Source organism: Cellulomonas fengjieae (assembly GCF_018388465.1).
In the GTDB taxonomy this organism is placed as follows: domain Bacteria; phylum Actinomycetota; class Actinomycetes; order Actinomycetales; family Cellulomonadaceae; genus Cellulomonas; species Cellulomonas fengjieae.
In genome coordinates, this window is record NZ_CP074404.1 from 463,955 (window position 1) to 486,023 (window position 22,069).

The window sequence follows — 22,069 nt, forward strand, 5'->3', positions numbered from 1 at the left end:
AGCCTTACTCCGACGGCAGGAACCCGCCATGGTAGCCCTCGGAACGGGCGTCGGCGGCCGGTCCGGGGAGGGTGACTCGGACCGTCGTCCCGCCTCCCGGGGTCTCGCTCAGCCGCACCGAACCGTGGTGCGCGTCGACGATCGCGGCGACGATCGCCATGCCCAGCCCTGCGCCGCCCGAGTCGCGTCCGCGGCTGGCATCCACGCGGTAGAAGCGCTCGAACACCCGCGCGGCGTGCTCGGGATCGATGCCGGGGCCGTGGTCGCGGACCTCGAAGGCGCCCTCGCCCGTCGGCAGGACACCGACGGCGATCTCCACGGGCGTCCCGGGCGGGGTGTGCTGGGCGGCATTGCCGACGAGGTTCGCCAGCACCTGCCGGAGCCGTGCCTCCTCCCCGACGACGACGCACGGGCTGACGTCCGCACCGTCCACGAGGGGCAGCAGCCGGCTCGTCCGGGTGGGGTCGAGGGCGTGCAGGTCGCTGACGGCGTCGGCGGCCAGCACGGTGAGGTCGACGGGACCGGTGTGCAGGGGGCGGCCCTCGTCGAGGCGGGCCAGCGCCAGCAGGTCCTCGACGAGCGTGCCCATCCGGGTTGCCGACTCCTCGATGCGCCGCATGGTGTCGTCGACCTGGTCCGTGGTGGTCAGGGCGCCCATCCGGTACAGCTCGCCGTACCCCCGGATCGTGGCCAGCGGGGTGCGCAGCTCGTGCGAGGCGTCGGCGACGAACCTGCGCATCCGTGCCTCGGACGCGGTGCGCGCGCCGAACGCCTGCTCGATCTGGGCGAGCATCCCGTTCAGGGCCGCGCCGAGGCGGCCGACCTCGGTGCGCTCGGACGCCGCGGGTACGCGCTGGGTCAGGTCACCTGCGGCGATCGAGGCGGCGGTGGTCTCGATCTCGCGCAGCGGCCGCAGCGACCGGCGGACCGCCCACGTGCCGGCCGCAGCCCCCAGCAGCACGATGCCGAGCCCGCTGAGCAGCAGCACCACGGCCATGTGCCGGACGGTCCGCGCGATGTCCCCCAGCGGGAGCGCGACGACTGCGGTCCCGCGGGCGCCGTCGTTCATGGTGAAGCTGTACGCCACGGCGCGCCAGTGCGAGCCCGGCTGGGTCGAGGCGACCGTGAACGGGTCCCCCCGCCGCGCGGTGGCCTCGGCGACGCTGATCGTCGGCACCCGGGGTGTGCCGTACTGCTCGCGCGTCGTCTCCGACAGGATCGGCAGCTCCTCGTCGCCGACCGAGTAGCGCAGGTAGTAGTCGCTGGGCGTGTAGAACGGGCTGCCGGACAGGTCGAGCTGGCTGAGCCGCTGCTGCGCGACCTGCGTGCCCTCCGTCCGCAGCTTCGTGTCGACCTGGCGCACCAGCGTGCCCTCGAGCAGGGTCGCGGCGGTCGCTCCCGCCAGGATGAGGCCGACCGCGAGCAGCACCGTGACGATGGCGACGAGGCGCGACGCGAGCGTGGTGCCGTCCCACCAGTCGCGCACGCGGACGAACGAGCGCCCGCCGTCCGGGTCCGCGGTCGCGCCAGGGGCGTCCTCGGCGCGGTCGGCGGCCGGGCGGTCGAGCCGGTCGTCGGGGCGCTCGTCGGTCCGGTCGTCGGGCGCGGCAGTCACGACGACGAGCGCAGCAGATAGCCCACGCCGCGCTTGGTGTGGATGAGCGGCGGCAACCGCCTGCCGTCGGCGTCGTCGAGGTGGTCGATCTTGCGCCGCAGGTAGGAGATGTAGGACTCGACGATGTTGGCGTCGCCGCCCCAGTCGTACTGCCAGACGTGGTCGAGGATCTGCGTCTTGGACAGCACCCGCCCGGCGTTGAGCATAAGGTAGCGCAGGAGCTTGAACTCGGTGGGGGACAGGTCGACCGGGTGGCCGGCACGCATGACCTCGTGGGTGTCCTCGTCGAGCTCGAGGTCGGCGTAGCGCAGGACGTTGCTGTCGTCGTCGCGGTCGGGTCGCGTCCGCCGCAGCACCGCGCGGATGCGGGCGACGACCTCCTCGAGGCTGAACGGCTTGGTGACGTAGTCGTCGCCACCGACCGTCAGGCCCTGGACCTTGTCGGCGGTGTCGTCGCGCGCCGTCAGGAACAGGACCGGGACGTGCTGGCCCTTCTCCCGCAGGCGCCGGGTCACGGTGAAGCCGTCCATGTCGGGGAGCATGACGTCCAGCACCACGAGGTCCGGCTCGACCTCGCGGGCGAGGCGGAGCGCGGAGCCGCCGTCGGCCGCCGCGTAGACCTCGAACCCCGCGAAGCGCAGCGAGGTCGCCAGCAGCTCGCGGATGTTCGGCTCGTCGTCGACGACGAGCAGACGCGCCTCGGGCGTCCCCGACGGCGGCGAGAGGGGTGTCGACATAACCCGATTCTGGACCCGATCCCTGGGAGCGCGCTGGACGTACCCGGGGAGGACGTGCGCGCCGATGCGCGCCGGCCGGACCGCGGTGAGTCGCCGACGAGCTCGGGAGGGGGGGCGAGGAGCGCTGGACGGCTGACCTGCGACGGGACAGATCCGGCTGTCGGGGGCTCCCGGATCCCGGGCGGACGGGGGTAACGTCTGCGCGTGACTTCCCCCCAGCACGGCGGCCCTCGCCCGGTCGTCACCGTCATCCAGAGCTCTCCCGACGTCCCCCTGGACCGCTTCGAACCCGCGCTCGGTGACGTCGAGCTGCGGATCGTCGCGGCCTTCGCAGGTGGGAGCGTGCCCACAGCCGACGAGGTCGGGGACGGCCTGATCGTCCTCGGTGGCCAGATGTCCGCCTACGACGACGCCACGGCCGGGTGGCTGCCCGAGCTGCGCGCGCTGCTCGCCGAGGCCAGCACCCGGGGCGTGCCCACGCTCGGCATCTGCCTCGGCGCCCAGCTCCTCGCCGTCGCGCGCGGCGGCCGGGTGCAGGTCGCGGCCCCTCCCGGTCGCGAGGCCGGGATCGTCGACGTGCACTGGCGGCCCGAGGCGGCCGGTGACCCGGTCGTCGGTGGCGTCGCGGCGCTCGCCGACGCCCGCAGCGACACCCCGCTGCCGAGCATGCACGCGGACGCGGTCGTCGACCTGCCGCGTGGCGCCGTGTGGCTCGCGTCGTCGCCCATGTACCCGTACCAGGCGTTCCGCATCGGGTCGGCGTGGGGCGTGCAGTTCCACCCGGAGGCGGGCGCGGACACCCTGGGCCACTGGGCCGACGGTCACGACGACGTCGACACCGGTGCGGTCCGGGCCGCTTACGACGCCCGCGGGGCCGGGATCGCGGCCGCCGGGCGCGCGCTCGCCGAGTCGTTCGTCGCGCACGTGCGGGCGACCGCCGAGACGCCCGAGGCAGTCACCGTCTGAGCATGCGACGAGCGCCCGACCCCTGCGCGGGGTCGGGCGCTCGTCGGCGTGTCAGGACTCGATCTCGGGGGTGACCCGGGTGCTGCCCAGCTGCGCCGGCGCGTTGCCCGCCTTGAGAGCCGCGAGGCGCGCCTCGACCTCGATCTGCTCCGCGGAGTACTCGAGCTCGGCGAACTGCGAGTCGAGGGAGGATGCCGCGACCTCCGCCTGACCGAGCGCCAGGGCCTCCTGGCGGCGCACCTTGTCCTCGAACCGCGCGATCTCGCTGGTCGGGTCGAGCACGTTGATGGAGCTGATGGCGGTCTGCACCGTCTGCTGCGCCTCGGCGGACTTCTGGCGGGCGACCAGCGTGTCCCGGCGCGACTTGAGCTGACCCAGCTTGTCCTTCATCAGGGCGAGGCCGGACTTGAGCTTCTCGACGGTGTCCCGCTGCGAGGCGATGATCGGCTCGGCCTCGCGCACCTCGCTCTCGGCCGTGAGCTGCTTGCCGAGCGCGATCTTGGCCAGGTTGTCGAACCGGTCGGCGTTGGCCGTGTCGCCGCCCTGGCGGTACTGGTCGGCGCGGCTGGAGGCGGCGAGCGCCTTGCTGCCCCACTCGCGCGCCGCGGCGACGTCCTCGTTGTAGTCCTGCTCGGCCAGGCGCAGGTTGCCGATCGTCTGGGCGATCGCCTTCTCGGCGTCGGCGATCGAGCTGGTGTAGTCGCGCACCAGCTGGTCCAGCATCTTCTGCGGGTCCTCGGCCTGGTCGATGAGCGCGTTGATGTTGGCGCGCGCCAGCTGGGTGATCCGCCCGAACACGCTCTGCTTCTCGGTCATCGCTCGTGCCTCTCGTCGTCCGTGTCGACCGGACCGTCCCGGTCGTCGTGCCTGTACATCTGCCTGTCGGGGCGCCGGCCTCAGAAGCCCCCGCCGAAGCCGCCGTCGCCGAACCCGCCGCCGTCACCGCCACCGCCGCCGCCCCAGCCGCCCCCGCCGCCGAACCCGCCGCCCCCGCGCAGGATGCTGTCCAGCAGGATGCCGCCGAGCACCATGCCGCCGACGTTGTTCAGCCCGCCGCCGCGACCGCCGACGGGCCCGCCGACGCCCATGGGGCCGCCCTGGAAGCCCTGCGCCCGCTCGACGTCCTCCTGCGCCAGCTCCGCCGCCTGGCGCGCCAGCAGCTCGGCGCGCTGCGCGGTCGCCAGCGCCGCCGTGGCGTCGACGGGGCGCTGGTCGAGGGCCACGAGGCGCAGTCGCTGGGCCTCCGCCAGGCGGGTCCGTGCCTCCGGGCCGACCGCGCCGCGTCGGGTGCTGAGGAAGTCGGCGGTCGCGCGCAGCGTGGACTCGAGCCGGCCGAGCAGGTCGTCGAGCTGGTGCTGCGCACGGCGGTCCCGCTCGGCCTTGTCCCGCATCGGGGCGAGCGCCGCGTCGAGGGCGGTCTCGGCGTCGGTGATCTGGCGCAGGGCCGCCAGCGGGTCACCGGTGCCGCCGCGCGCGGCGCGGGCCGTCTCGATGGCGTCGCGGGCGGCCTGCGCGGGGCCGGCCACTCGGGCGTCGCCGCGGGCGAGCCGGTCGACGTCGGCGAGGTCGGCGGAGATCGACGCGACCGCCGCGTCCAGCTTGCCGCCCGCCTCGGCCAGCTCGGCGCCGGCCCGGTCGACCGCGTCGAGCAGCGTGGTCACCTGGCTCAGCGCCTCCTCGGCGGCGCGCGCGTAGCCGACCGCGATGCCGCGTTCTCCGCGCTCGACGGCCTCCTGGCCGCGGGCCACGGTGGTGTCGACCTCGCCGAGGAGCAGCGCGGCCTGGTCGGGGTTGGGCGCGACCGAGGTGAGCGACGCCGGCGGGTAGGTCGCGGCGAGGGTGGCGACCATGGCGCGTGCGGGGTCGATCCTCCCGCGCAGCGTGGCCGCGGTGCGGGCGTGGGCCGCCAGGGCCTGGTCGACCCGGGACTCCAGGTCGCGCAGGTGGTCGAACCCGGCCTTCTGTGCGTCGAGCATCGCGGCGACCGCCCCGCAGGTGCGCAGGATGCGGGTGGCCGTCTCGCGGATCTGGGGCTCGGTGTCGGGGATCTCGTCGTCGAGCGTCTGGCGAAGCCGGAACGCTTCGGTGACCTGGGCCTTCGCATCGGCGAGCACGGCCTCGAACTCACCCGTGGCGTCGGCGCCGAACTGCGCCTGGGCGAAGCCGAGCTCCTCGTCGGACGCCTTGACCGCGTCGTCGATCGCCACCAGGGCGGAGGCCGACCGGCGGTCGAGCTCGGCGGTCGGCACCCCGGCCAGCTCGTCGGCCGGCGCGCCCGGCGCCGGGAGCGCGTTCGCGCGGCGGCGGCGGGACAGGAACCAGGAGAGGCCGAACACGCCGGCGATGACCAGGAGGCCGATCACGAGCACGGTGCCGAAGCCGCCACCGCCCGAGGACGCGCCGGCGCCGGTGGCCTCCTCGCGCAGGGTGTCGGCGGTCGCGATGGCGGCGCCGGCCCAGTCGTCGGCGCGCAGCCGGTCCTCGGCGGCCACGCTGGCGGCCTCGACCTGGTCACGGGACAGGCCCTCGATGCTCTCCGGGGCGAGCGCGAACCGGCGGGCGTCGGTGGCGACAGCCAGGACGAGGTCGTCCGGGCCGAGGCCCGACGCCGCGGCGGTCTGCTGCGCCCAGTCGACCGGCTGGGCGCCGGAGAAGTCAGGCACGTAGACCACGTACAGCTGGTACTGCGTCTCCTGCGCGAGCTGGTCGAGCGCCTGCTGGACCTCGGCCTCGTCCCCGTCGAGCGCGCCGACCTCGTCGGTGATCTCACCGGTCAGCGACTGCGGTCCCACCGCCGGCAGCGCAGCCGCGCCGAGCAGGAGCGGGACTCCGAGCAGCAGCGGGACGAGCGGGGACACGCGACGCAGCAGGGGCACTCGTCGATCCTTCCGGTGGGGTCTACCTGCCGCAACGGCTCGCGCCCGCCGGTCGTTCCCGTCAGTCGCGGCCGGCCTCCGTGGCGGCGTCCAGGTCCTCGGCGTCGACGATCGAGTACGCGTACCCCTGCTCGGCCAGGAATCGCTGCCGGTGGGCGGCGAAGTCCTGGTCGACGGTGTCGCGCGCGACGACCGTGTAGAAGTGCGCGGTCCGGCCGTCGCCCTTGGGGCGCATGATCCGGCCGAGCCGCTGCGCCTCCTCCTGGCGGGAGCCGAACGAGCCCGACACCTGGATGGCCACGGACGCCTCGGGCAGGTCGATCGAGAAGTTGGCGACCTTGCTCACGACGAGCTTGGTGATCTCCCCGGACCGGAAGGCGTCGAACAGGCGCTGCCGCTCGTGCACCGTGGTCTCTCCGGTGATGAGGTCGGCGTTCAGGTGCTCCGCGAGCTCGTGCAGCTGGTCGAGGTACTGGCCGATGACGAGGGTCGGGTCGCCCTCGTGCCGGGCGACGAGCTGCTCGACCACGCGATTCTTGCCGCGGGCCGTCGCCGCGAGGCGGTACCGCTCCTCGGGCTCCGCGATCGCGTAGGCCATGCGGTCGGCGTCGGCGAGCGTCAGGCGCACCTCGACGCAGTCGGCGGGGGCGATGTAGCCCTGGGCCTCGATGTCCTTCCAGGGGGCGTCGAACCGCTTGGGGCCGATGAGGCTGAACACCTCGTCCTCGCGGCCGTCCTCGCGCACCAGCGTGGCGGTCAGGCCCAGCCGGCGGCGCGCCTGCAGGTCTGCCGTCATGCGGAAGATCGGTGCGGGCAGCAGGTGGACCTCGTCGTAGACCACGAGGCCCCAGTCGCGCGCGTCGAGCAGCTCGAGGTGCGTGTAGACGCCCTTCCGCTTGGTGGTGAGCACCTGGTACGTCGCGATGGTGACCGGGCGGATCTCCTTGCGGGCGCCGGAGTACTCGCCGATCTCGTCCTCCGTCAGCGAGGTGCGCTTGACCAGCTCGTCGCGCCACTGCCGGGCGCTCACGGTGTTGGTCACCAGGATCAGCGTGGTGGTCTTCGACCGGGCCATGGCGCCCGCGCCGACCAGCGTCTTGCCGGCACCGCAGGGGAGCACGACCACGCCGGAGCCGCCGTGGAAGAAGCCGTCGACGGCCTGCTGCTGGTACGGCCGCAGCGACCACCCGTCCTCGCGGAGGTCGATCTGGTGCGCCTCGCCGTTGACGTACCCGGCCAGGTCCTCGGCCGGCCAGCCGAGCTTGAGCAGCACCTGCTTCAGGTGCCCGCGCTCGGAGGGGTGGACGATGACGTCGGTCGCGTCCAGGCGCTCGCCCAGGAGGCCCGCGGTCCGCTTGGACCGGACCACCTCGGCCAGCACGGCCGGGTCGAGGGAGTGCAGGACCAGGCCGTGCACCGGGTCCTGGACCAGCTGCAGGCGCCCGTAGCGGGACATCGTGTCCGCGACGTCGACCAGCAGGGCGTGCGGGACCGGGTAGCGCGAGTACTCGAGGAGGACGTCGACCACCTGCTCGGCGTCGTGCCCCGCGGCGCGGGCGTTCCACAGGCCCAGCGGGGTCAGCCGGTAGGTGTGCACGTGCTCCGGGGCGCGCTCCAGCTCCGCGAACGGGGCGATCGCCCGACGGCAGGCCTCGGCCTGGTCGTGGTCGACCTCGAGCAGCAGCGTCTTGTCGCTCTGCACGATGAGGGGGCCGTTGGTCACGAAGTCTCCTGATGCTGGTCCGACGAGGGTGCTGGCGCCGCGCGCGTGACGGTGGCGATGCGGTGCACCGCGACCGTGAGCTCGGACTCCCGGGCGGGGTCGATGGCGCGCAGCCGGCCGCCCTCGACCCGCAGGGGTCGCAGCAGCCGTCGTTGCGGGACGCCGTGCGAGCCGATCATCTCGACCCACACCTCGGCCTTCTCGGCCGCTGCCTCACGCAGGAGCACCAACGCGTCGACCGGGTCGGCTGTTCCCACGTCCGGCGTCGTGGCCGTCGGCACCGCCGCCGCCGGGGCCGGTGCGCGGCGCACGGGCGGCAGGACCGTGCCCGGCACGCGCTCGACCTCGTCGGCCGCGCGCTCCGCCTCGGCCCGGCGCAGCTGGGGCACGAGCGCGAGCAGGCGCTCGTCGCTGACGCTCTCTCGCGTCGAGGCCGGCGCGGCGTCGGAGGCCCGCCGTCGGGCACCGGCGGCGGCGCGCCGCCCGACGCGGCGGATGCTCGACGAGACGTGGACCACCTGGCCGTCGGGACCCTCGGCGACCGGGGCCAGACCGTGCGCGCGCAGGGCCTCGACCAGCTCCCGCAGCGGTGCGTGGGCCGCCAGGACGGTCGGCGCCAGCCGGACCAGGCCGAGCGAGGAGAGCCGCTGGTCCTCGACCAGCCCGGCGAGCAGCGCGGGGTCGTCCGTGCGGATGTAGGCGGAGGCCGACCCGACACGAAGCTGGCCGTGGCGCCGCGCGGCGTCCCGGACGAGGTACTGCAGCGGCTGCGGCACCCCGCCGCGGCTGTGGGCCTCCAGCTCGGCGAGGAGTGCGTCGGCGGTCGCGCCGGCGTCGAGGGCGCGCCGCACGGTCTCCGGAGTGAACCGCACCGTCAGGGCTCCGCCGCGGGACTCGATGTGGGCGGTCCGGTCCAGCAGGTCCTCGAGCGGCCCGCTCGGCCGGCCCGGCACGACGCCGGTGAGGTCCCCCTGGAGCAGGACCTCGTCGACCGCCGGGGGCAGCGCTGCCGCGAGCGCGGCGGCCGGGTCGGCCGGTGCGGCGGCCGGGTCCGTCTCCTGGAGGAGCGCGCGACCCGCCTCGGACAGGGCACCCGCCCCGAGGACGCCCAGCCGGCCGGCCTCGACCAGCACCGCCTGCACAGCCGAGGCCGGCGGCACCGACCGGGGGGAACGCCAGCGCAGGGCAGCCACCACGTGCGCGGCGTCCAGCACGGTGCCGGGCGGCGCCTCGGCGAGCACGTCGAGCACCGACCTGCGCAGGCGCGGGGCCCACGTGCGCTGCAGCTCGGGGTCGAGCGCGGCACGCACGCCGCCGCGCTCGTCGCGCCCGCCGACCAGCCACGGGGTGCGCTGCGTGGACCGCCACGCTCGCGCGAGCGTCACCCAGCGGTCGGGTACGTCGCGGGCGGCCCACTCGTCGACCGCCACGGTCGGTGCGAACGACGGGCTGTCCTCCCCGTCGTCGGCGATGAAGGCCGCGGCGTTCGCGAGCTCGATGACGAACGCCGCCTCGCGCTCGTCGACGTCCAGGGCGGCCGCAGCGCGCCGCAGCTCACGCACACCGAGGCCGCCGCCGCGCAGGACACCGGGCGGGCTCTGCTCCCAGAGCCGGACCAGGCGGGCGACGAGGAGCACGATCCGCTCGCCGGCGGCGGCCGACTCGGCCGCGACCAGCGAGGCGGGTCGGTGCGGGACGTCGTCGGGCAGCGACGGAGGGAACGCGGGGGCGGGGTGCGTGCGTCCGCCCCGCAGCGCCAGCGCGACGGCGCGGGGCAGCACGACGTGGCGCGACTCGCCGGCCAGGAGCAGGTGCCGGCGGATCAGCCAGTCGACGGCCGCCGCCGCGGCGGTGTGGTTGGACGGCGCGAGCCCGACGGGCGAGCCCCACAGGAGGGCGTCGAGCACGGGCCGGGCGCCGGTCGGTGCCGCCTCGAGCAGCGCGGGCAGGTCGTCGAGGTCGACCGGTGCCGGCGACGTCCCGCGGCGGTTCACCGCGTCGGCGGGCGCCAGTCCGGCCGGGTACGGGCCCAGGAGCTCGGCGAGCCCGGGCGACGCCACGAGCGGGGCGTCCGGGTCCGCGGACTCGGGGTAGACCAGGGCGGCGGCGATCGCGAGCCGCAGCGCCCGCTCGACGAGCGCCGCACCGGCCTCGTCGGTCGCGCCGACGGCCGCGGGCAGGTCGGCCGCGACCACGGGGCCGGGCACCGAGAGCGCCACGACCGCCTCGACCACCTGGAGCACGCTGGCGTCGACCGCGGCGAGCGCACGCTCCAGGCTCGACCGGCTGGTCGCGCGCACGGCCAGCGACGACAGGGTCGCGGGCGACGGCGACGCCAGGTCCGGTCGGCTGCGCAGCAGCGCGACGAGCTCGTCGTCGCTGCGCTCGCGCAGGTATCCGGTGAAGGTGGGCATCCGCACAACCCTACGTGGCGCGGTGCGCCGGCGGGCGGCTCGTTACGTATCGGTAACCACCGTCCCGCTGCGCGCGCCGGGCGGGTCTGTGGGTCGGCCGCGGGGGTGGTCTGCCAGTCTCGTCGGATCGCGCGCTCGCCGGGCTGCCGCGACCCGGACGGCGGGGCCCACCCGCACGCTAAGCAGTGGAGGTCGACGCATGACCGTCTCGGACACCCTCGCGAGCCTGCGGGCCGATGCAGCTGCCCAGCTGCCGTCGCTCGTCGAGCTGCGTCGCGCCCTGCACCGCACGCCGGAGATCGGCCTGGAGCTGCCGGCCACCCAGCGGCTCGTGCTCGACGCCCTCGCGCCGCTGGAGCTCGAGGTGCGCACGGGCACGGGGCTCAGCTCGGTCGTCGCGGTCCTGCGCGGGGGCCGGCCCGGTCCGGCCGTGCTGCTCCGCGGGGACATGGACGCCCTGCCGGTCACCGAGGACACCGGCGAGGCGTTCGCGTCGCAGCGCCCGGGGGTCATGCACGCGTGCGGGCACGACCTGCACGTCGCGGGCCTCGTGGGGGCCGCGCGGCTGCTGCACGCCCGCCGCGACCAGATGGCGGGTGACGTCGTCCTGATGTTCCAGCCGGGCGAGGAGGGCGATCACGGTGCGCGACTGATGATCGAGGAGGGGGTCCTCGACGCCGCCGGATCTCGGGTGGTCGCGGCGTACGCCCTGCACGTGGTGTCGTCCATGCTGCCCGCCGGCATCGTCTCGACGAAGGCGGGCACGATGCTCGCCGCGGCGGACTCCGTCGTCGTCACCGTGCACGGCCGTGGGGGTCACGGGTCGATGCCGCACCTCGCCGCCGATCCCGTGCCCGTCGCCGCGGAGATCGTGCTGGCGCTCCAGGCCATGGTCACGCGGCAGTTCGACGTGTTCGACCCCGTGGTCGTCACAGTCGGCCGGATTGCGGCGGGGACCACGAACAACGTCATCGCATCGACCGCCGTCCTCGAGGCGACGATCCGTACCTTCTCCGACGCCGCGCACGCGGTGGTCGCGGAGCGGATCGAGCGGGTCGTGCACGGCATCACGCAGGCGCACGGCCTGACCGCGACGGTGGACTACGAGCGCGGATACCCCGTCACCTCGAACACCGCGTCCGAGGTCGACCGGGCGGAAGGCCTGGTGCGCGGACTCTTCGGTGAGCAGGCGTTCGTGACCGCGGCTCAGCCGCTGTCCGGTGCGGAGGACTTCTCGTACGTCCTGCAGCAGGTGCCGGGCGCGTACCTCGGGCTGGGGGCGACGCCGGTCGGCGAGGACCCGGCGACCGCGGCGTACAACCACTCCGCGCAGGCCCGGTTCGCCGAGGAGTCGCTGGCGGTCGGTCCGGCGATCCTCGCCGCGCTGGTGCTCGACCGACTGGCGCAGGGCGCGTAACGCGTGATGCCCGGGACCGAGCCGACCGCGAGGATCAGCCGGTGCCCGCCGATGGTCGCCCTGGACGTTCTCGGTCTCGCGCCAGTTCGCCGGGTGACCGCTCCGCGTCCTCGGTGACCGCATACGTGCCGGCTCGGGCCCGGTTGCGTGCGGAACCCCCGCTCGGGGGCAGATCGGTGGCCGTCCTGCTGCGCCGTGCTGGTGATGCGCTGGGTGATGTGCCTCAGGTGCGTAGCGGGTGGCCGTGGCGGTCGGTGAAGGTCCAGTGGCCGTGGGGGTGGCGGGTGATCTCGATGCTGCGGTCGTGGACGGTGGTGTGGTGGTGCCAGCACAGCAGGATGCCGGTGTGGGTGTCGGTGGTGCCGTGGTCGCGGTGCCAGTGGTGGGTGTGGTGGATCTCGGACAGGGCGGGTGGGGCGTCGCAGGTCGGGTATTGGCAGTGCTGGTCGCGGGCGATGATCGCGGTGCGTTTGGGTCCGGTGTAGGTGCGTTCGGTGCGGCCGACGTTCAGGATCTGGGAGGCCGCTCCGAACACGACGCGGGTGATCGCCGAGTCGCAGGCCAGTCGGGCCAGGACGGTGTCGGGGATGGGTCCGGTGCCGACCAGGTCGGCGACCGCGAACCGGTCGGGCTGCACGACCGGTCCCGGGGCTCGGTCCCGGGTCGGCGCCGGCCGGGGCGTGGGCAGGGCTGCGCCGTTCGCCCCGCTGGCTGACTGGTCGTCCGCCGGATGAGGTAGCCCTGCATCCGCGGGGATCGCGTCCCCGACCGTCGCCTCTGGTGCCGTCGCGTCCCGGGCGGCCGTCCCTCCTTCCTCCGCCGGCGGGATCGGCGTTGCCGGGGCGCCGGGGGCGCGGTCCAGGGCGCGGTGCAAGGTGGGGTAGTCGACCACGGCGGTGAGGTGCGGGCGGTGGGTGCCGGTGGCGCCGGTCAGGTCCCGGTCCAGGACCAGGCGGGTCAGGTTCACCAACGCCCCGGCCCGGCGCCGCGACGCGGGTTGACCGGCCTGGTCCGCCGACCGGCCGCCCAGCGCGTGCAACGCCGCGGCCAGGGCGTGCCCGTGCTCGCTGGTCAAGAACCCGGCCAGGTGACACCCCTCGACAGTCTGGGACAGCTCCAGGAACTCCCGGTCCACCGCCTGGGCATACCCACGTTCGTCCGCGGCCGGGTCCGCCGCCGCGGCCCACCGACGCGCCAGCACCCGGAACTGGGCCACCGGCAGCGACCGGGCCTGCGCCACCAGGAACTCCTCCCCGCACTGCGGGGCCGATGCGCCCAACGCGGCCCGGCGCACCGGGGTGTTCGCGGCGGCCGCGATCGCGTGCGCGGCCTCCAGCGCCACCACCCCGGCGACCACGTCCCGCGCGGTCACCGGCAGATCATCACGAAACGCCCGCCCCAGCGCCACCACCCGACCCGCCTGCCCATGGCTCAAACGCCCCTGCGCCGCGACCCACGTCGTGATCGACCGGGCACCGTCCACCGCCCACCACCCATCAGCCTCCACCACCGGCACCACCCACGCCGCAATCGCGGACAACCGACCCGCCAACGCCAACGCCTCACCCACCACCCGCACCGCCACGCCACCCTCCAACCGGGCACCCGGCACGGTCGGATCCGACACGGCCGCCAGCGCATCGACCGCCGCCGTCAACGCCGCCAGTGCCGCCACCGCGGCGCCAGCCCCGGTCTTACTGCCCTGAACACCACCGTGACCACGGTCGCCGTGACCGAGGGCCGGCTCGTCACGCGTCGGGGTGCTCGGCACGGTGCCGCGGACGGGCTCGGTGCCGCAGGAGACCTCATCGATCGACACCGTTCACCTCCACCACTGGACCGGGCGCGGCGGCCAGATTGGGTCCGCAATGCGCGATACCGAGAAGTGTTCCAGCCACCACTGACATTCCCCGGGCCACATGCTCAAATGCTGAGACCGTCACCGATAAGCACATCAGTGCAGGTGGGGACGCTCATACACATTCACCGAGCCGCCCACAGCCCTATTAATTCTGCCTTTGTCCACAGGCGCCCTGCACGCGACTGAAAGGCGACCGTGCCCATTCATCGCGACGCACACGACGTGGTGGCTCGTCGACACGGGTGCCTCGCCCGGGAGGAGCAGGCAGGGTGCACGAACGCGGCTGCCGGACTTCGGCCGGTCGGACTGCGCATGGTCGGGCTCCGCCGCCGAGCTCCGCCCCGCCGGGCTCCGCCGCCGGGCTCCGCCCTGCCGACTGCGCGTGGTCGGACTGCGCCCAGCAGGAGGTCGCCCGCAGGGCTCAGACCGCGCAGGCCACGCAGGTGGTCGCGGTCGGCCGCACCTCGAGGCGGCCCGCGGGGATCGGGTCGCCGCACTGCGCGCAGATCCCGTACGTGCCGTCGTCGATCCGCGTCAGGGCGTCCTCGATCGACTCCAGGCGAGCCAGCGCGTCCCTGGCCAACGCGTCGACCTGCGCGCGCTCGAACGCGATCGTCGCGCCCTCCGGGTCGTGCTCGTCGTCGGCGTTGCTGTCGCGTGACGCCTCGACCACAGCGAGGTGCTCGCCGCGCAGGGCGGAGAGGCGTTGAGCCGTCGTCGCGCGCAGCTCCTCGAGCCGGGCGCGGGCGGTGGGGAGGGTGGTCATCCTCAGCGACAACGCGACACCGGCGGCAACCCTTCCCGGCACCGGGGACGTCGTCGCCCCGCCGTCGTCGATCGGCCGCACCGGGCGGTTCGCCCACGGCGCGATCCCCGTGGGCCCTCGCGGGGATAATCCTGGGCCGCGGCCGGTAGCCTGGGGGCCGGTACGTCTTCATCTCACGAACGGGGTTCACCGTGCCTACCGGCAAGGTCAAGTGGTTCGACACGGAGCGAGGCTTCGGATTCATCGCCGGCGACGACGGCGGCGAGGTCTTCCTGCACGCCTCGGCACTGCCCGAGGGCGTCACCGCGCCGAAGCCGGGTGCCAAGGTCGACTTCGGCGTCGCCGACGGCCGCCGCGGCCCCCAGGCCCTCTCGGTCAAGCTGCTGGACCCCGTGCCCTCTGTCGCGAAGGCGGCGCGCAAGCCCGCCGACGACATGGCCGTCATCATCGAGGACCTCATCAAGGTGCTCGACCGCGTCGGCAACGACCTGCGTCGTGGCCGCTACCCCGAGAAGGCCCGCGGGGCTCAGTACGCCGCCCTGCTGCGAGCCGTCGCGGACGACATCGAGGCCTGAGCATGCCTGCAGCAACCAAGGACGCCGTCCTCGGATCCGCGGTCGACCTGGCCCGTGAGGTCGCGATCGAGCTCGCCGAGGACCCCGCCGACGTCGGCGAGTACCTCGGTCTCGTGGTCGAGGGCGAGCGGCTCGTGTCGCACCGGTTCGCGTCGACCGCCCGCGGCTACCGCGGCTGGGAGTGGACGGTCACGGTGGCCCGGGTGCCCCGCGGCCGCACCGCCACGGTCTGCGAGGCGGAGCTCCTGCCCGGCCCCGACGCGATCCTCGGCCGGCCGTGGCTGCCGTGGTCGGAGCGCATCCGTCCCGGTGACATCGGGCCCGGGGACGTCGTGCCGTTCAGGGCCGACGACCCCCGCCTCGAGCCGGGCTGGACCCCGACCGGGGACCCCGAGCTCGACGACGTCGCGATCGACGAGCTCGCGCTCGCCCGCGCCCGGGTGCTCTCGCCGCAGGGTCGCGACGAGGCCGCCGAGCGCTGGTACCGCGGGCCGCACGGTCCGACGAGCGCCGGTTCGCTCGCCTCGGCCGCCGCGTGCCACAGCTGCGGGTTCCTGGTCCCGCTGCAGGGCTCGCTGGGCACCGTCTTCGGGGTCTGCGCCAACCAGTGGTCGCCCGACGACGGCACCGTCGTCAGCCTCGACCACGGCTGCGGAGCGCACTCCGAGACCGACGCCGAGGCGACGTCCACCGACTGGCCCGCGGCCGACCCGCTCATCGACGAGCTCAGCCTGGAGCTGGTGCAGCTGTCGACGCCCGCGCCGGGCAGGGCCACGGGCACGGTCACGGACGAGCGGGCATCCGCCGACGCAGCGACCGCCGAAGACCCGACGGCCGACGAGTCGACGGCCGACGCAGTGACCGACGCAGCGACCGCCGACGCCCCGACCGACGACGAGCCCACCGCCGACGCGGCAACCGACCGTGACGCGGCACCCAGCGCCGACGCCGCAACCAGCCCCGACGACGTCACGGCTGCCGACGACGTCACGCCCGGCGACGCCACCCCCGACGAGGCACCGACCTCCGCCGACGAGCAGCCCGCGCGCCCCGACCCGGAGCCGTGACCGCCGACGCCTTCGGGACGGCTGCCCTGCGCGCGGCCGTCCTGGGGGCGTGGCGGGCCTCGCCGGCCAGGCTCCGGGAGGACGCCAACACCGAGGAGGACCACGCTCGCGGCTACTACCGCGACCGGGTTTTGGTCGAGCTGGCCCAGAACGCCGCCGACGCCGCCACGCGGGCCGGGGTGCCCGGCCGGCTGCTGCTGCGGCTGGCGCACGCCGACGACGGCACGATCGCGCTGGTGGCGGCGAACACGGGCGCTCCGCTGGACGCGGACGGCGTGGCGTCGCTGTCGTCGATGCGGGCCTCCGCCAAGCGCGGCGGGGGGCGTGTGGTGGGGCGGTTCGGCGTCGGCTTCGCCGCCGTCCGGGCCGTGTCCGACGAGGTGTCGCTGCTGTCGACCACGGGAGGCGTGCGCTTCTCGCTGCGGGACACCGCGGAGCTGCTGAGCGAGGCGGCCGCGGACGTCCCGGCGCTGGCCGAGGAGGTGCGCCGGCGCGACGGGTCCCTGCCCGCGCTGCGCCTGCCGCTGCCCGCTGACGGACGCCCGCCCACGGGGTACGACACCGCGGTGGTCCTCCAGCTGCGCGACGAGGTGGCCGCCGACGAGGTCCGGTCCCTCCTGCGCGAGATCGGCGACCCGCTGCTGCTCGCCCTGCCCGGCCTGGTCGAGATCCTGGTGGAGGACCACACCTCCGACGACGCGCCGCGGCGCCTGGCCGACGTCGAGGAGCGCTGGGTCGTCGAGTCCGCCGAGGGTGAGCTGTCCGTCGGGGTCGTCGCCGACCGACCGGTGGAGGAGCGGGCCGCGCGGACGTGGCGGGTCACCTGGGCGATCCCGCGTGACCCCGGCGCGTCGTGGCCCCGGGTCGTGCACGCGCCGACGCCCACGGACGAGCCGTGCACCGTGCCCGCGCTGCTCGTCGCGACGCTCCCGCTCGACCCGACCCGCAGGCACGTCGCGGCGGGCCGGCTCGCGGACGTCGTGCTCGGGCACGCCGCCGACGCGTACGCCCGCCTCGGGCACGCGCGGGCGGTCGCGGTCGCGGACCCGCTGGCGCTGGTGCCGACCGGCCTGGCGGCGGGGGCCCTCGACGGCGCGCTGCGGGACCTGGTCGTGGAGCGGCTCGCCCGGACGCCCCTCCTGCGCCGGGCCGCGCCGCCCGACGACGGTGACCCGCTCGTCGCGCCGGACCGTGCCGTGATGCTGTCCGGGGCCGCGGGGACCCACCCGGGCGCGGTCGCGGCGCTCGGCCGGTGGATCGCGGGGCTGGCCCTCGTCCCCGTCGGCCGCGAGGCCCAGGCCAGGACCCTCGGCGTGGAGGTGCGCAGCCTCGCGGACGTGGTCGAGGAGCTGCCCGCGGTGGACGACGCCGACTGGTCGCACCTGTACGACGCGCTCGAGCCCCTGGCGGACGACGCGTCGGCACGCGAGGCGCTCGGCGCGCTGCCGGTGCCGCTCGCCGACGGACGGGTGGTGCGCGGCGCCCGCGGTCTGGTGGTGCTCGACCCGTCGGATGCCGCCGCCGTGGGGACGGACGCGCTGCGGGTGCTGGGCCGCTGGGGGCTGCGGGTGGTCGACCCGGCCGCCGCCCACCCGCTGCTGGCCCGGCTCGGTGCGGACGCGCCCGACGCGCGCGGCCTGCTGGCCCACCCCGCGCTGCGCGGAGCGGTGCTGGACCAGGCCGACGACGACGACCTCGCCCTGGCCGACGAGGTCACCGACGCGGTGCTCGCGGTGGTGCGCGCGGCGGTCGGTGGCGCGCGCGCCGGCGCTGGGCACCAGCCGTGGCTCGGCCTGCTGACGCTCCCCGCCGCCGACGGCGAGCCGACGCCCGCGCACGGGCTCGTCCTGCCCGGTGGGCCCGCCGCTGACCTCCTCGACCCGCGGGTGCTGGCGCCCGTCACGCTGGCGACGGTCGAGCGGTGGGGTGCCGACACGCTCGTCGCGGTGGGCGTGCGGGACGACCTCGCACTCGTGCGGGTGGCCGGCGTCGTCGCCGAGCCGGCGGCCCTCGACCCCGACGGCACGGACGACGCCAGCCTCGCGGCGCAGTCCCTGGACTCGTGGTCCGACTACGTCGCGCACCTGGCCGCCACCCTGGGCCCGGGGGAGTACGTGGGCGACCTCGACGCCGTGGCGGACCTCGACGCGGTCGACCCGCAGCGCTGGCCGGGCGTCCTCGCGCGGCTGGCGACCGTGCCCGAGCTGCGGCGCGCGCTGGTCGAGCCGGTCCGGGGCGAGCGGGGGTCGACGGCCGAGTCCTACACGGCCTGGTGGCTGCGCGAGCGTGGCCCCGAGCTCGGCGGCATCTTCGCGGTCGACGGCGACGGCGCCCTGGGCGTGCTGGTCGAGCCTGCGCTCCGTGACGTGCTGCCCGCGGCGCCGGCGCTCGTGCGCGGGCTCGACGCGGGGGTCCAGCGCGCGCTCGGCGGTGTGGCCTCGTTCGCGGAGCTGGGCGCCGAGGCGTGGGTGCAGGTCCTCGACTCGCTCGGTCCGGCGGGCAGCCCGGTCGACGCACGGACGGCCGTGGCGCTCTGGCGGGGGATCGCGGCCGTGGCCGCTCGGTCGGACGCGTCGGCGGCCCGGCCCGCCGCGCGGGTCCCCGCCCTCGTCGCACCCGCCCGGGCGGCGGTGGTGCACGCCGACGACGCCGCCGTGGCCGAGCAGCCGATGTGGTGGCAGCGCACCGACGTGGCGGCGATGGTGCCGGCCCCCGACGTGGTCGCCGACGCCGTCGCCACGCTGCTCGAGCTGCCGCTGGCGACCGAGCTGGCGGACGGGCGCGTCGACGAGGGCGGCGCCGTCCCGCACCCGGTGCCGGCCGAGGTGGCGAGCCTGGTCCCCGACGCACCTACCACCTGGTGGGAGCACGACGAGCTCACGGTCGACGACGCACCCGTCGACTGGTGGGTCACGGGCGTGGGTGCCCAGGCGGTGGTCCGGGCGGTGCACGCGGCGGGGCTGGCGGCCGGCCTGGCGCAGGCGGCCGGACGGTGGCCGGCGCGGCACGCGATCGAGACCGTGCTGGTGGCGCCGGACCGGGCCGCGGAGCTGGTGCTCGGCACGGTGCTCGACGAGCCCGCCGCCGACGCACCGCCCGCTCCTCCCCGCTAGACCTTCGGGGTCGGGGTCGGGGTCGAGGCCGGGGCCTGGGCCGCCGGGTCGGGGTGCTTCCGCGCCCAGCGCAGGCCCAGCAGGCCCAGCACGGCACCCGTCGCGCACACCCAGGCCGCATCCCAGGGGACCTCACCCATGGCGGCGAGCGCGGCGGTCACCACGAGCGCCAGCCCCCACACAGCGGTCCCCGCGACCAGGACGCGGGCCAGGTCGATGGCGACCGGGGGCGGCGCGGAACGCGTGGGCTTCCACAGGGACGAGAGCGAGGACGGCACGGCAGCCAGGGTAGTCGCGGGCGGCGCCCCGACGGCCGGCGTCCGTCAGCTGCGCGCGGCGACCGCGAGCTCGGAGGCGGTGGTGAACGCCTGGGGCACGGCCGCCAGGTACGCGTGCGCGACGTCCCACGGCTCCAGGCCGGTGGCGGCGACGGCCTCGTGGTCGTTCTCCTCGTGCGCCAGCACCGCGGCGAGCACCGGCCCGTACGGACCGGTCTGGTCGCGCAGGGCGGCGGCGATGTCGTCGGAGACCCCCGCCCGCTGCACCAGCGCCTCGACCGACACGTGCAGCTGGGCCGCGACGGCCGACAGCATGCCGACGGTGTAGCCGGCGCCGGTCCCCGAGAGCATCCCGCAGGTCAGGGCGCGGGCCAGGACCGACCAGAGCGTGCCGACGGTCGCCGGGCGGGCGTTGACCAGCGACGCCATGGCGAGTGCCGTGAGCTGGCGGGGGCCGAGCAGCACGACGGCCTGGCGCACGGAGTCGACGTGGCGCCGCACGCCCGACGCGCTCGCGTTGACCACGTGCAGCACGCGCATGCACAGCTCGGGGTCGGACTCGACCGTGTGGACGACCGCCTCGTGGTCCGGCGTCTCCTGCGACAGCAGCCGCACGAGGTTGAGGCACTGGAGCTCACCGGCGAGGAACTCGCGTCCCGTGCCGACGGGCCGGCGCTCGAACATCGGGCCCTGCAGCAGGTCGATCCCGAGGTCGAGCGCGACGGCGATCGACTCGGACGTCGCGACGCGCTCGCCCACCACCCGCACGCCCGCGCCGTGCGCCTGGGCGATCAGGCCGCTCAGCTTCTCCGGAGCCCGTCCCGTGTGGACCTTGACCAGGTCGACCAGGGGGAGCAGCACGTCCTGCGCGGGGGTCCCGCTGTAGTCGCCGAGCGCGAGCCCGTAGCCGAGGCTGCGCAGCTCGACCAGGCGCTGGGCGGTGTCCGGCAGCGAGGCGAGCCGCAGCGGGAGCTCCAGGGCGATGCCGGCGGCGGCGACCGGCGTGGGGACGAGGCCCAGCAGCAGGTCGGTGGTCGCGCGGACCATCAGGGGCCGGTCGCCCGCGATGGTCGCGGGGTCCAGCGTGGCGTACGCCTTGTCGAGGCGCTCCTCCACCATGTCCTCGGGCGCGAGCCCGCCGTGCGCGTCCCGGACCTCCGCGCGGACCGCGTACCCGAAGACCGAGCGGTCGGGGTGCACGATCGGCTGCCGGTGCAGGATCGCGCCTTGCGTGCGTGGGTCGTGGTGGCTGAGCACGGTCATGTCTTTCCCCCGGAGTCGATCGTCCCTCGACCCATCGGCAGACAGGGCGTCGACCTGAGGCATCGGGCCCAGACGGGGTTCAGCCGACGCGGGCCCGCAGGGGCCAGTCCCCGTCCAGGACGATCTGCGCGGCCCTTCCGCTGCGGGTGTCGATCACGAGCGGGGCCAGCAGGTTCACGGTCGGGCCGTCGTCCGCGCCGTGGCCGGGGTGCACCACGGCGAGCACGGCCGTGTGGTCGCCGTCCGCGTCCCACGGCAGCGCGTCGGCGTCGAGGGTGGGCGTGTAGTCGGGGTAGTGCGCCACCGGGCTGACGACGAACAGCCGGACCGGGGCGTCGGTCTCGTCCTGCGGGACGCTGCGCAGCGCGAACAGCACGCCGGTGTCGTCGAGGGGCTCGAGCGCGTAGTGCAGGTGCCCCGGCAGCCCGAGCAGCGGGGAGGTGAGCTCGAGCATCGCGGGGACGTCCATGGCATCGGCGCCCGCGCCCGCCACGCGCACGCCGGCCGATGCGGTCGCGGCGCTCATCGCAGGAAGTCCATCAGCGAAGGCTGCAGGACCTTGCTGGCGGCGCCGAGGGCACCGTTGTACGCGACCTCCTGCATCTGCAGCTCGAGGATGACCTCGGCCAGGTCGATGTCCTCGATGCCGGAGAGCTGCGACTTCACGGTGAGCTCCTGGCTCTTCAGGTCGCTCGTCGCGGCGATCACCTGGGCGTGGCGCGCGCCGACCGAGGACACCTCCGTGAGCATCGCCTCCATGCGCGAGTCGATCGCGGCGAGGTGCGCGGCGGGGTCACCGCCCGAGCGCAGCGTGGCCGCGACCTCGTCGAGGAGCGCGAACACCGACGCGTCGCCGGTGCCGAAGACCTTGGCGCCGTCGGAGTCGACGCGCACGGTGGTGCTCGCGCCGATCCGGCGCTCGACGGGCGACGGGGTCGTGCTGCCCGTGAACGCGTAGCCGGGCCCGAAGGCCTGCCCCGCGTTCGACGTGCCGGCGAAGACCGACCGGCCCACGTAGGTGGAGTTCGCCTGGTCCAGGAGCGTGTCCCGCACACCCTCGAGCTCGGTGGCGAGCGCGTCGCGGGACACGGTGCCGAGCGCGCCGTTGCCGCCCTGGACCGTGAGGTCCCGGGCCCGGCGCAGGGCCGCGAGCGACGAGGCGAGCGCGGAGTCGACGGTGGTGAGCCACGAGTCGCCGTCGGAGGCGTTGCGCGCCTGCTGCGTGATCGACCGCTGCTCGCTGCGCAGCCGGAGCATGTCCGAGGCCCCGGCCGGGTCGTCGGACGGCACGACGATCTTCTTGCCGCTGGACATCTGTGCCTGCAGGTCGCCCATGGCGGCGAGGTTGCCCTGAAGGTTGGCCAGCGTCTGGCGCTGAACCGTCTGATGGGTCACTCG

The 22,069-nt window shown here is 75.4% G+C and carries 17 protein-coding genes; 5 read left to right on the top strand and 12 right to left on the bottom strand.

Annotated elements, in window-relative coordinates; genetic code table 11:
* Positions 1–4 precede the first annotated feature (4 nt).
* On the bottom strand, positions 5–1,615 hold the full coding sequence (locus KG102_RS02160; RefSeq protein WP_249667435.1) for a sensor histidine kinase: 1,611 nt from the start codon (positions 1,613–1,615) through the stop codon (positions 5–7).
* Positions 1,612–2,352, bottom strand: a complete 741-nt coding sequence (locus KG102_RS02165) for a response regulator transcription factor (RefSeq protein ID WP_208210098.1) — start codon at positions 2,350–2,352, stop codon at positions 1,612–1,614. Before KG102_RS02165 ends, KG102_RS02160 begins: the two co-directional genes overlap by 4 nt.
* Before the next feature lie 204 nt (positions 2,353–2,556).
* Here KG102_RS02165 and KG102_RS02170 point away from each other — a divergent pair, with 204 nt between their 5' ends.
* Positions 2,557–3,318 (top strand): type 1 glutamine amidotransferase, encoded by a 762-nt coding sequence (locus KG102_RS02170; protein WP_208289545.1) that lies wholly within the window; start codon positions 2,557–2,559, stop codon positions 3,316–3,318.
* Positions 3,319–3,369: 51 nt separating this feature from the next.
* Here KG102_RS02170 and KG102_RS02175 read toward each other — a convergent pair whose 3' ends face one another.
* The 4 genes from KG102_RS02175 to KG102_RS02190 all read right to left on the bottom strand — a co-directional run bounded on the left by KG102_RS02175 (position 3,370) and on the right by KG102_RS02190 (position 10,331).
* On the bottom strand, positions 3,370–4,134 hold the full coding sequence (locus KG102_RS02175; protein ID WP_208210096.1) for a PspA/IM30 family protein: 765 nt from the start codon (positions 4,132–4,134) through the stop codon (positions 3,370–3,372).
* A gap of 80 nt (positions 4,135–4,214) precedes the next feature.
* Positions 4,215–6,194, bottom strand: a complete 1,980-nt coding sequence (locus KG102_RS02180; RefSeq protein WP_208289544.1) for a TPM domain-containing protein — start codon at positions 6,192–6,194, stop codon at positions 4,215–4,217.
* A gap of 61 nt (positions 6,195–6,255) precedes the next feature.
* A complete protein-coding gene (locus KG102_RS02185; protein ID WP_208210094.1) occupies positions 6,256–7,917 on the bottom strand; it encodes a DNA repair helicase XPB in 1,662 nt (553 codons plus the stop codon).
* A complete protein-coding gene (locus KG102_RS02190; protein WP_208289543.1) occupies positions 7,914–10,331 on the bottom strand; it encodes a helicase-associated domain-containing protein in 2,418 nt (805 codons plus the stop codon). Before KG102_RS02190 ends, KG102_RS02185 begins: the two co-directional genes overlap by 4 nt.
* Positions 10,332–10,530: 199 nt before the next feature.
* On the opposite strand from KG102_RS02190, the gene KG102_RS02195 reads away from it, so the two are divergent.
* Positions 10,531–11,748: a M20 metallopeptidase family protein gene (locus KG102_RS02195; RefSeq protein ID WP_208289542.1), complete on the top strand. Its 1,218-nt coding sequence runs from the start codon at positions 10,531–10,533 to the stop codon at positions 11,746–11,748.
* Positions 11,749–11,971: 223 nt separating this feature from the next.
* On the opposite strand, the gene KG102_RS02200 is transcribed toward KG102_RS02195, so the two are convergent.
* On the bottom strand, positions 11,972–13,567 hold the full coding sequence (locus tag KG102_RS02200; protein ID WP_213363024.1) for a DUF222 domain-containing protein: 1,596 nt from the start codon (positions 13,565–13,567) through the stop codon (positions 11,972–11,974).
* Between the two features lie 463 nt (positions 13,568–14,030).
* Positions 14,031–14,375 (bottom strand): TraR/DksA family transcriptional regulator, encoded by a 345-nt coding sequence (locus KG102_RS02205; RefSeq protein ID WP_208289540.1) that lies wholly within the window; start codon positions 14,373–14,375, stop codon positions 14,031–14,033.
* 191 nt (positions 14,376–14,566) lie between these two features.
* On the opposite strand from KG102_RS02205, the gene KG102_RS02210 reads away from it, so the two are divergent.
* Genes KG102_RS02210 through KG102_RS02220 form a run of 3 tightly spaced genes read left to right on the top strand, consistent with a single transcriptional unit; the run spans position 14,567 to position 19,130 of the window.
* Entirely contained in the window at positions 14,567–14,950 is a 384-nt protein-coding gene (locus KG102_RS02210; protein ID WP_208210090.1) for a cold-shock protein, read from the top strand.
* 2 nt (positions 14,951–14,952) lie between these two features.
* Positions 14,953–16,017 carry a DUF3027 domain-containing protein gene (locus tag KG102_RS02215; protein ID WP_208289539.1) on the top strand — a complete coding sequence of 355 codons (1,065 nt, stop codon included), beginning with the start codon at positions 14,953–14,955 and terminating at the stop codon, positions 16,015–16,017.
* Positions 16,014–19,130 (top strand): sacsin N-terminal ATP-binding-like domain-containing protein, encoded by a 3,117-nt coding sequence (locus KG102_RS02220; RefSeq protein WP_208289538.1) that lies wholly within the window; start codon positions 16,014–16,016, stop codon positions 19,128–19,130. Before KG102_RS02215 ends, KG102_RS02220 begins: the two co-directional genes overlap by 4 nt.
* Here KG102_RS02220 and KG102_RS02225 read toward each other — a convergent pair.
* The 4 genes from KG102_RS02225 to flgL form a co-directional block, all read right to left on the bottom strand.
* On the bottom strand, positions 19,127–19,408 hold the full coding sequence (locus tag KG102_RS02225; RefSeq protein ID WP_208289537.1) for a DUF2530 domain-containing protein: 282 nt from the start codon (positions 19,406–19,408) through the stop codon (positions 19,127–19,129). The genes KG102_RS02220 and KG102_RS02225 overlap by 4 nt on opposite strands.
* Before the next feature lie 45 nt (positions 19,409–19,453).
* Positions 19,454–20,671: an EAL and HDOD domain-containing protein gene (locus tag KG102_RS02230; RefSeq protein WP_208289536.1), complete on the bottom strand. Its 1,218-nt coding sequence runs from the start codon at positions 20,669–20,671 to the stop codon at positions 19,454–19,456.
* Positions 20,672–20,750: 79 nt separating this feature from the next.
* Positions 20,751–21,197, bottom strand: a complete 447-nt coding sequence (locus KG102_RS02235; protein WP_243884594.1) for a flagellar assembly protein FliW — start codon at positions 21,195–21,197, stop codon at positions 20,751–20,753.
* Positions 21,194–22,066: a flagellar hook-associated protein FlgL gene (gene flgL, locus KG102_RS02240; protein WP_249667436.1), complete on the bottom strand. Its 873-nt coding sequence runs from the start codon at positions 22,064–22,066 to the stop codon at positions 21,194–21,196. The genes KG102_RS02235 and flgL overlap by 4 nt, the downstream gene beginning before the upstream one ends.
* Positions 22,067–22,069 lie beyond the last annotated feature (3 nt).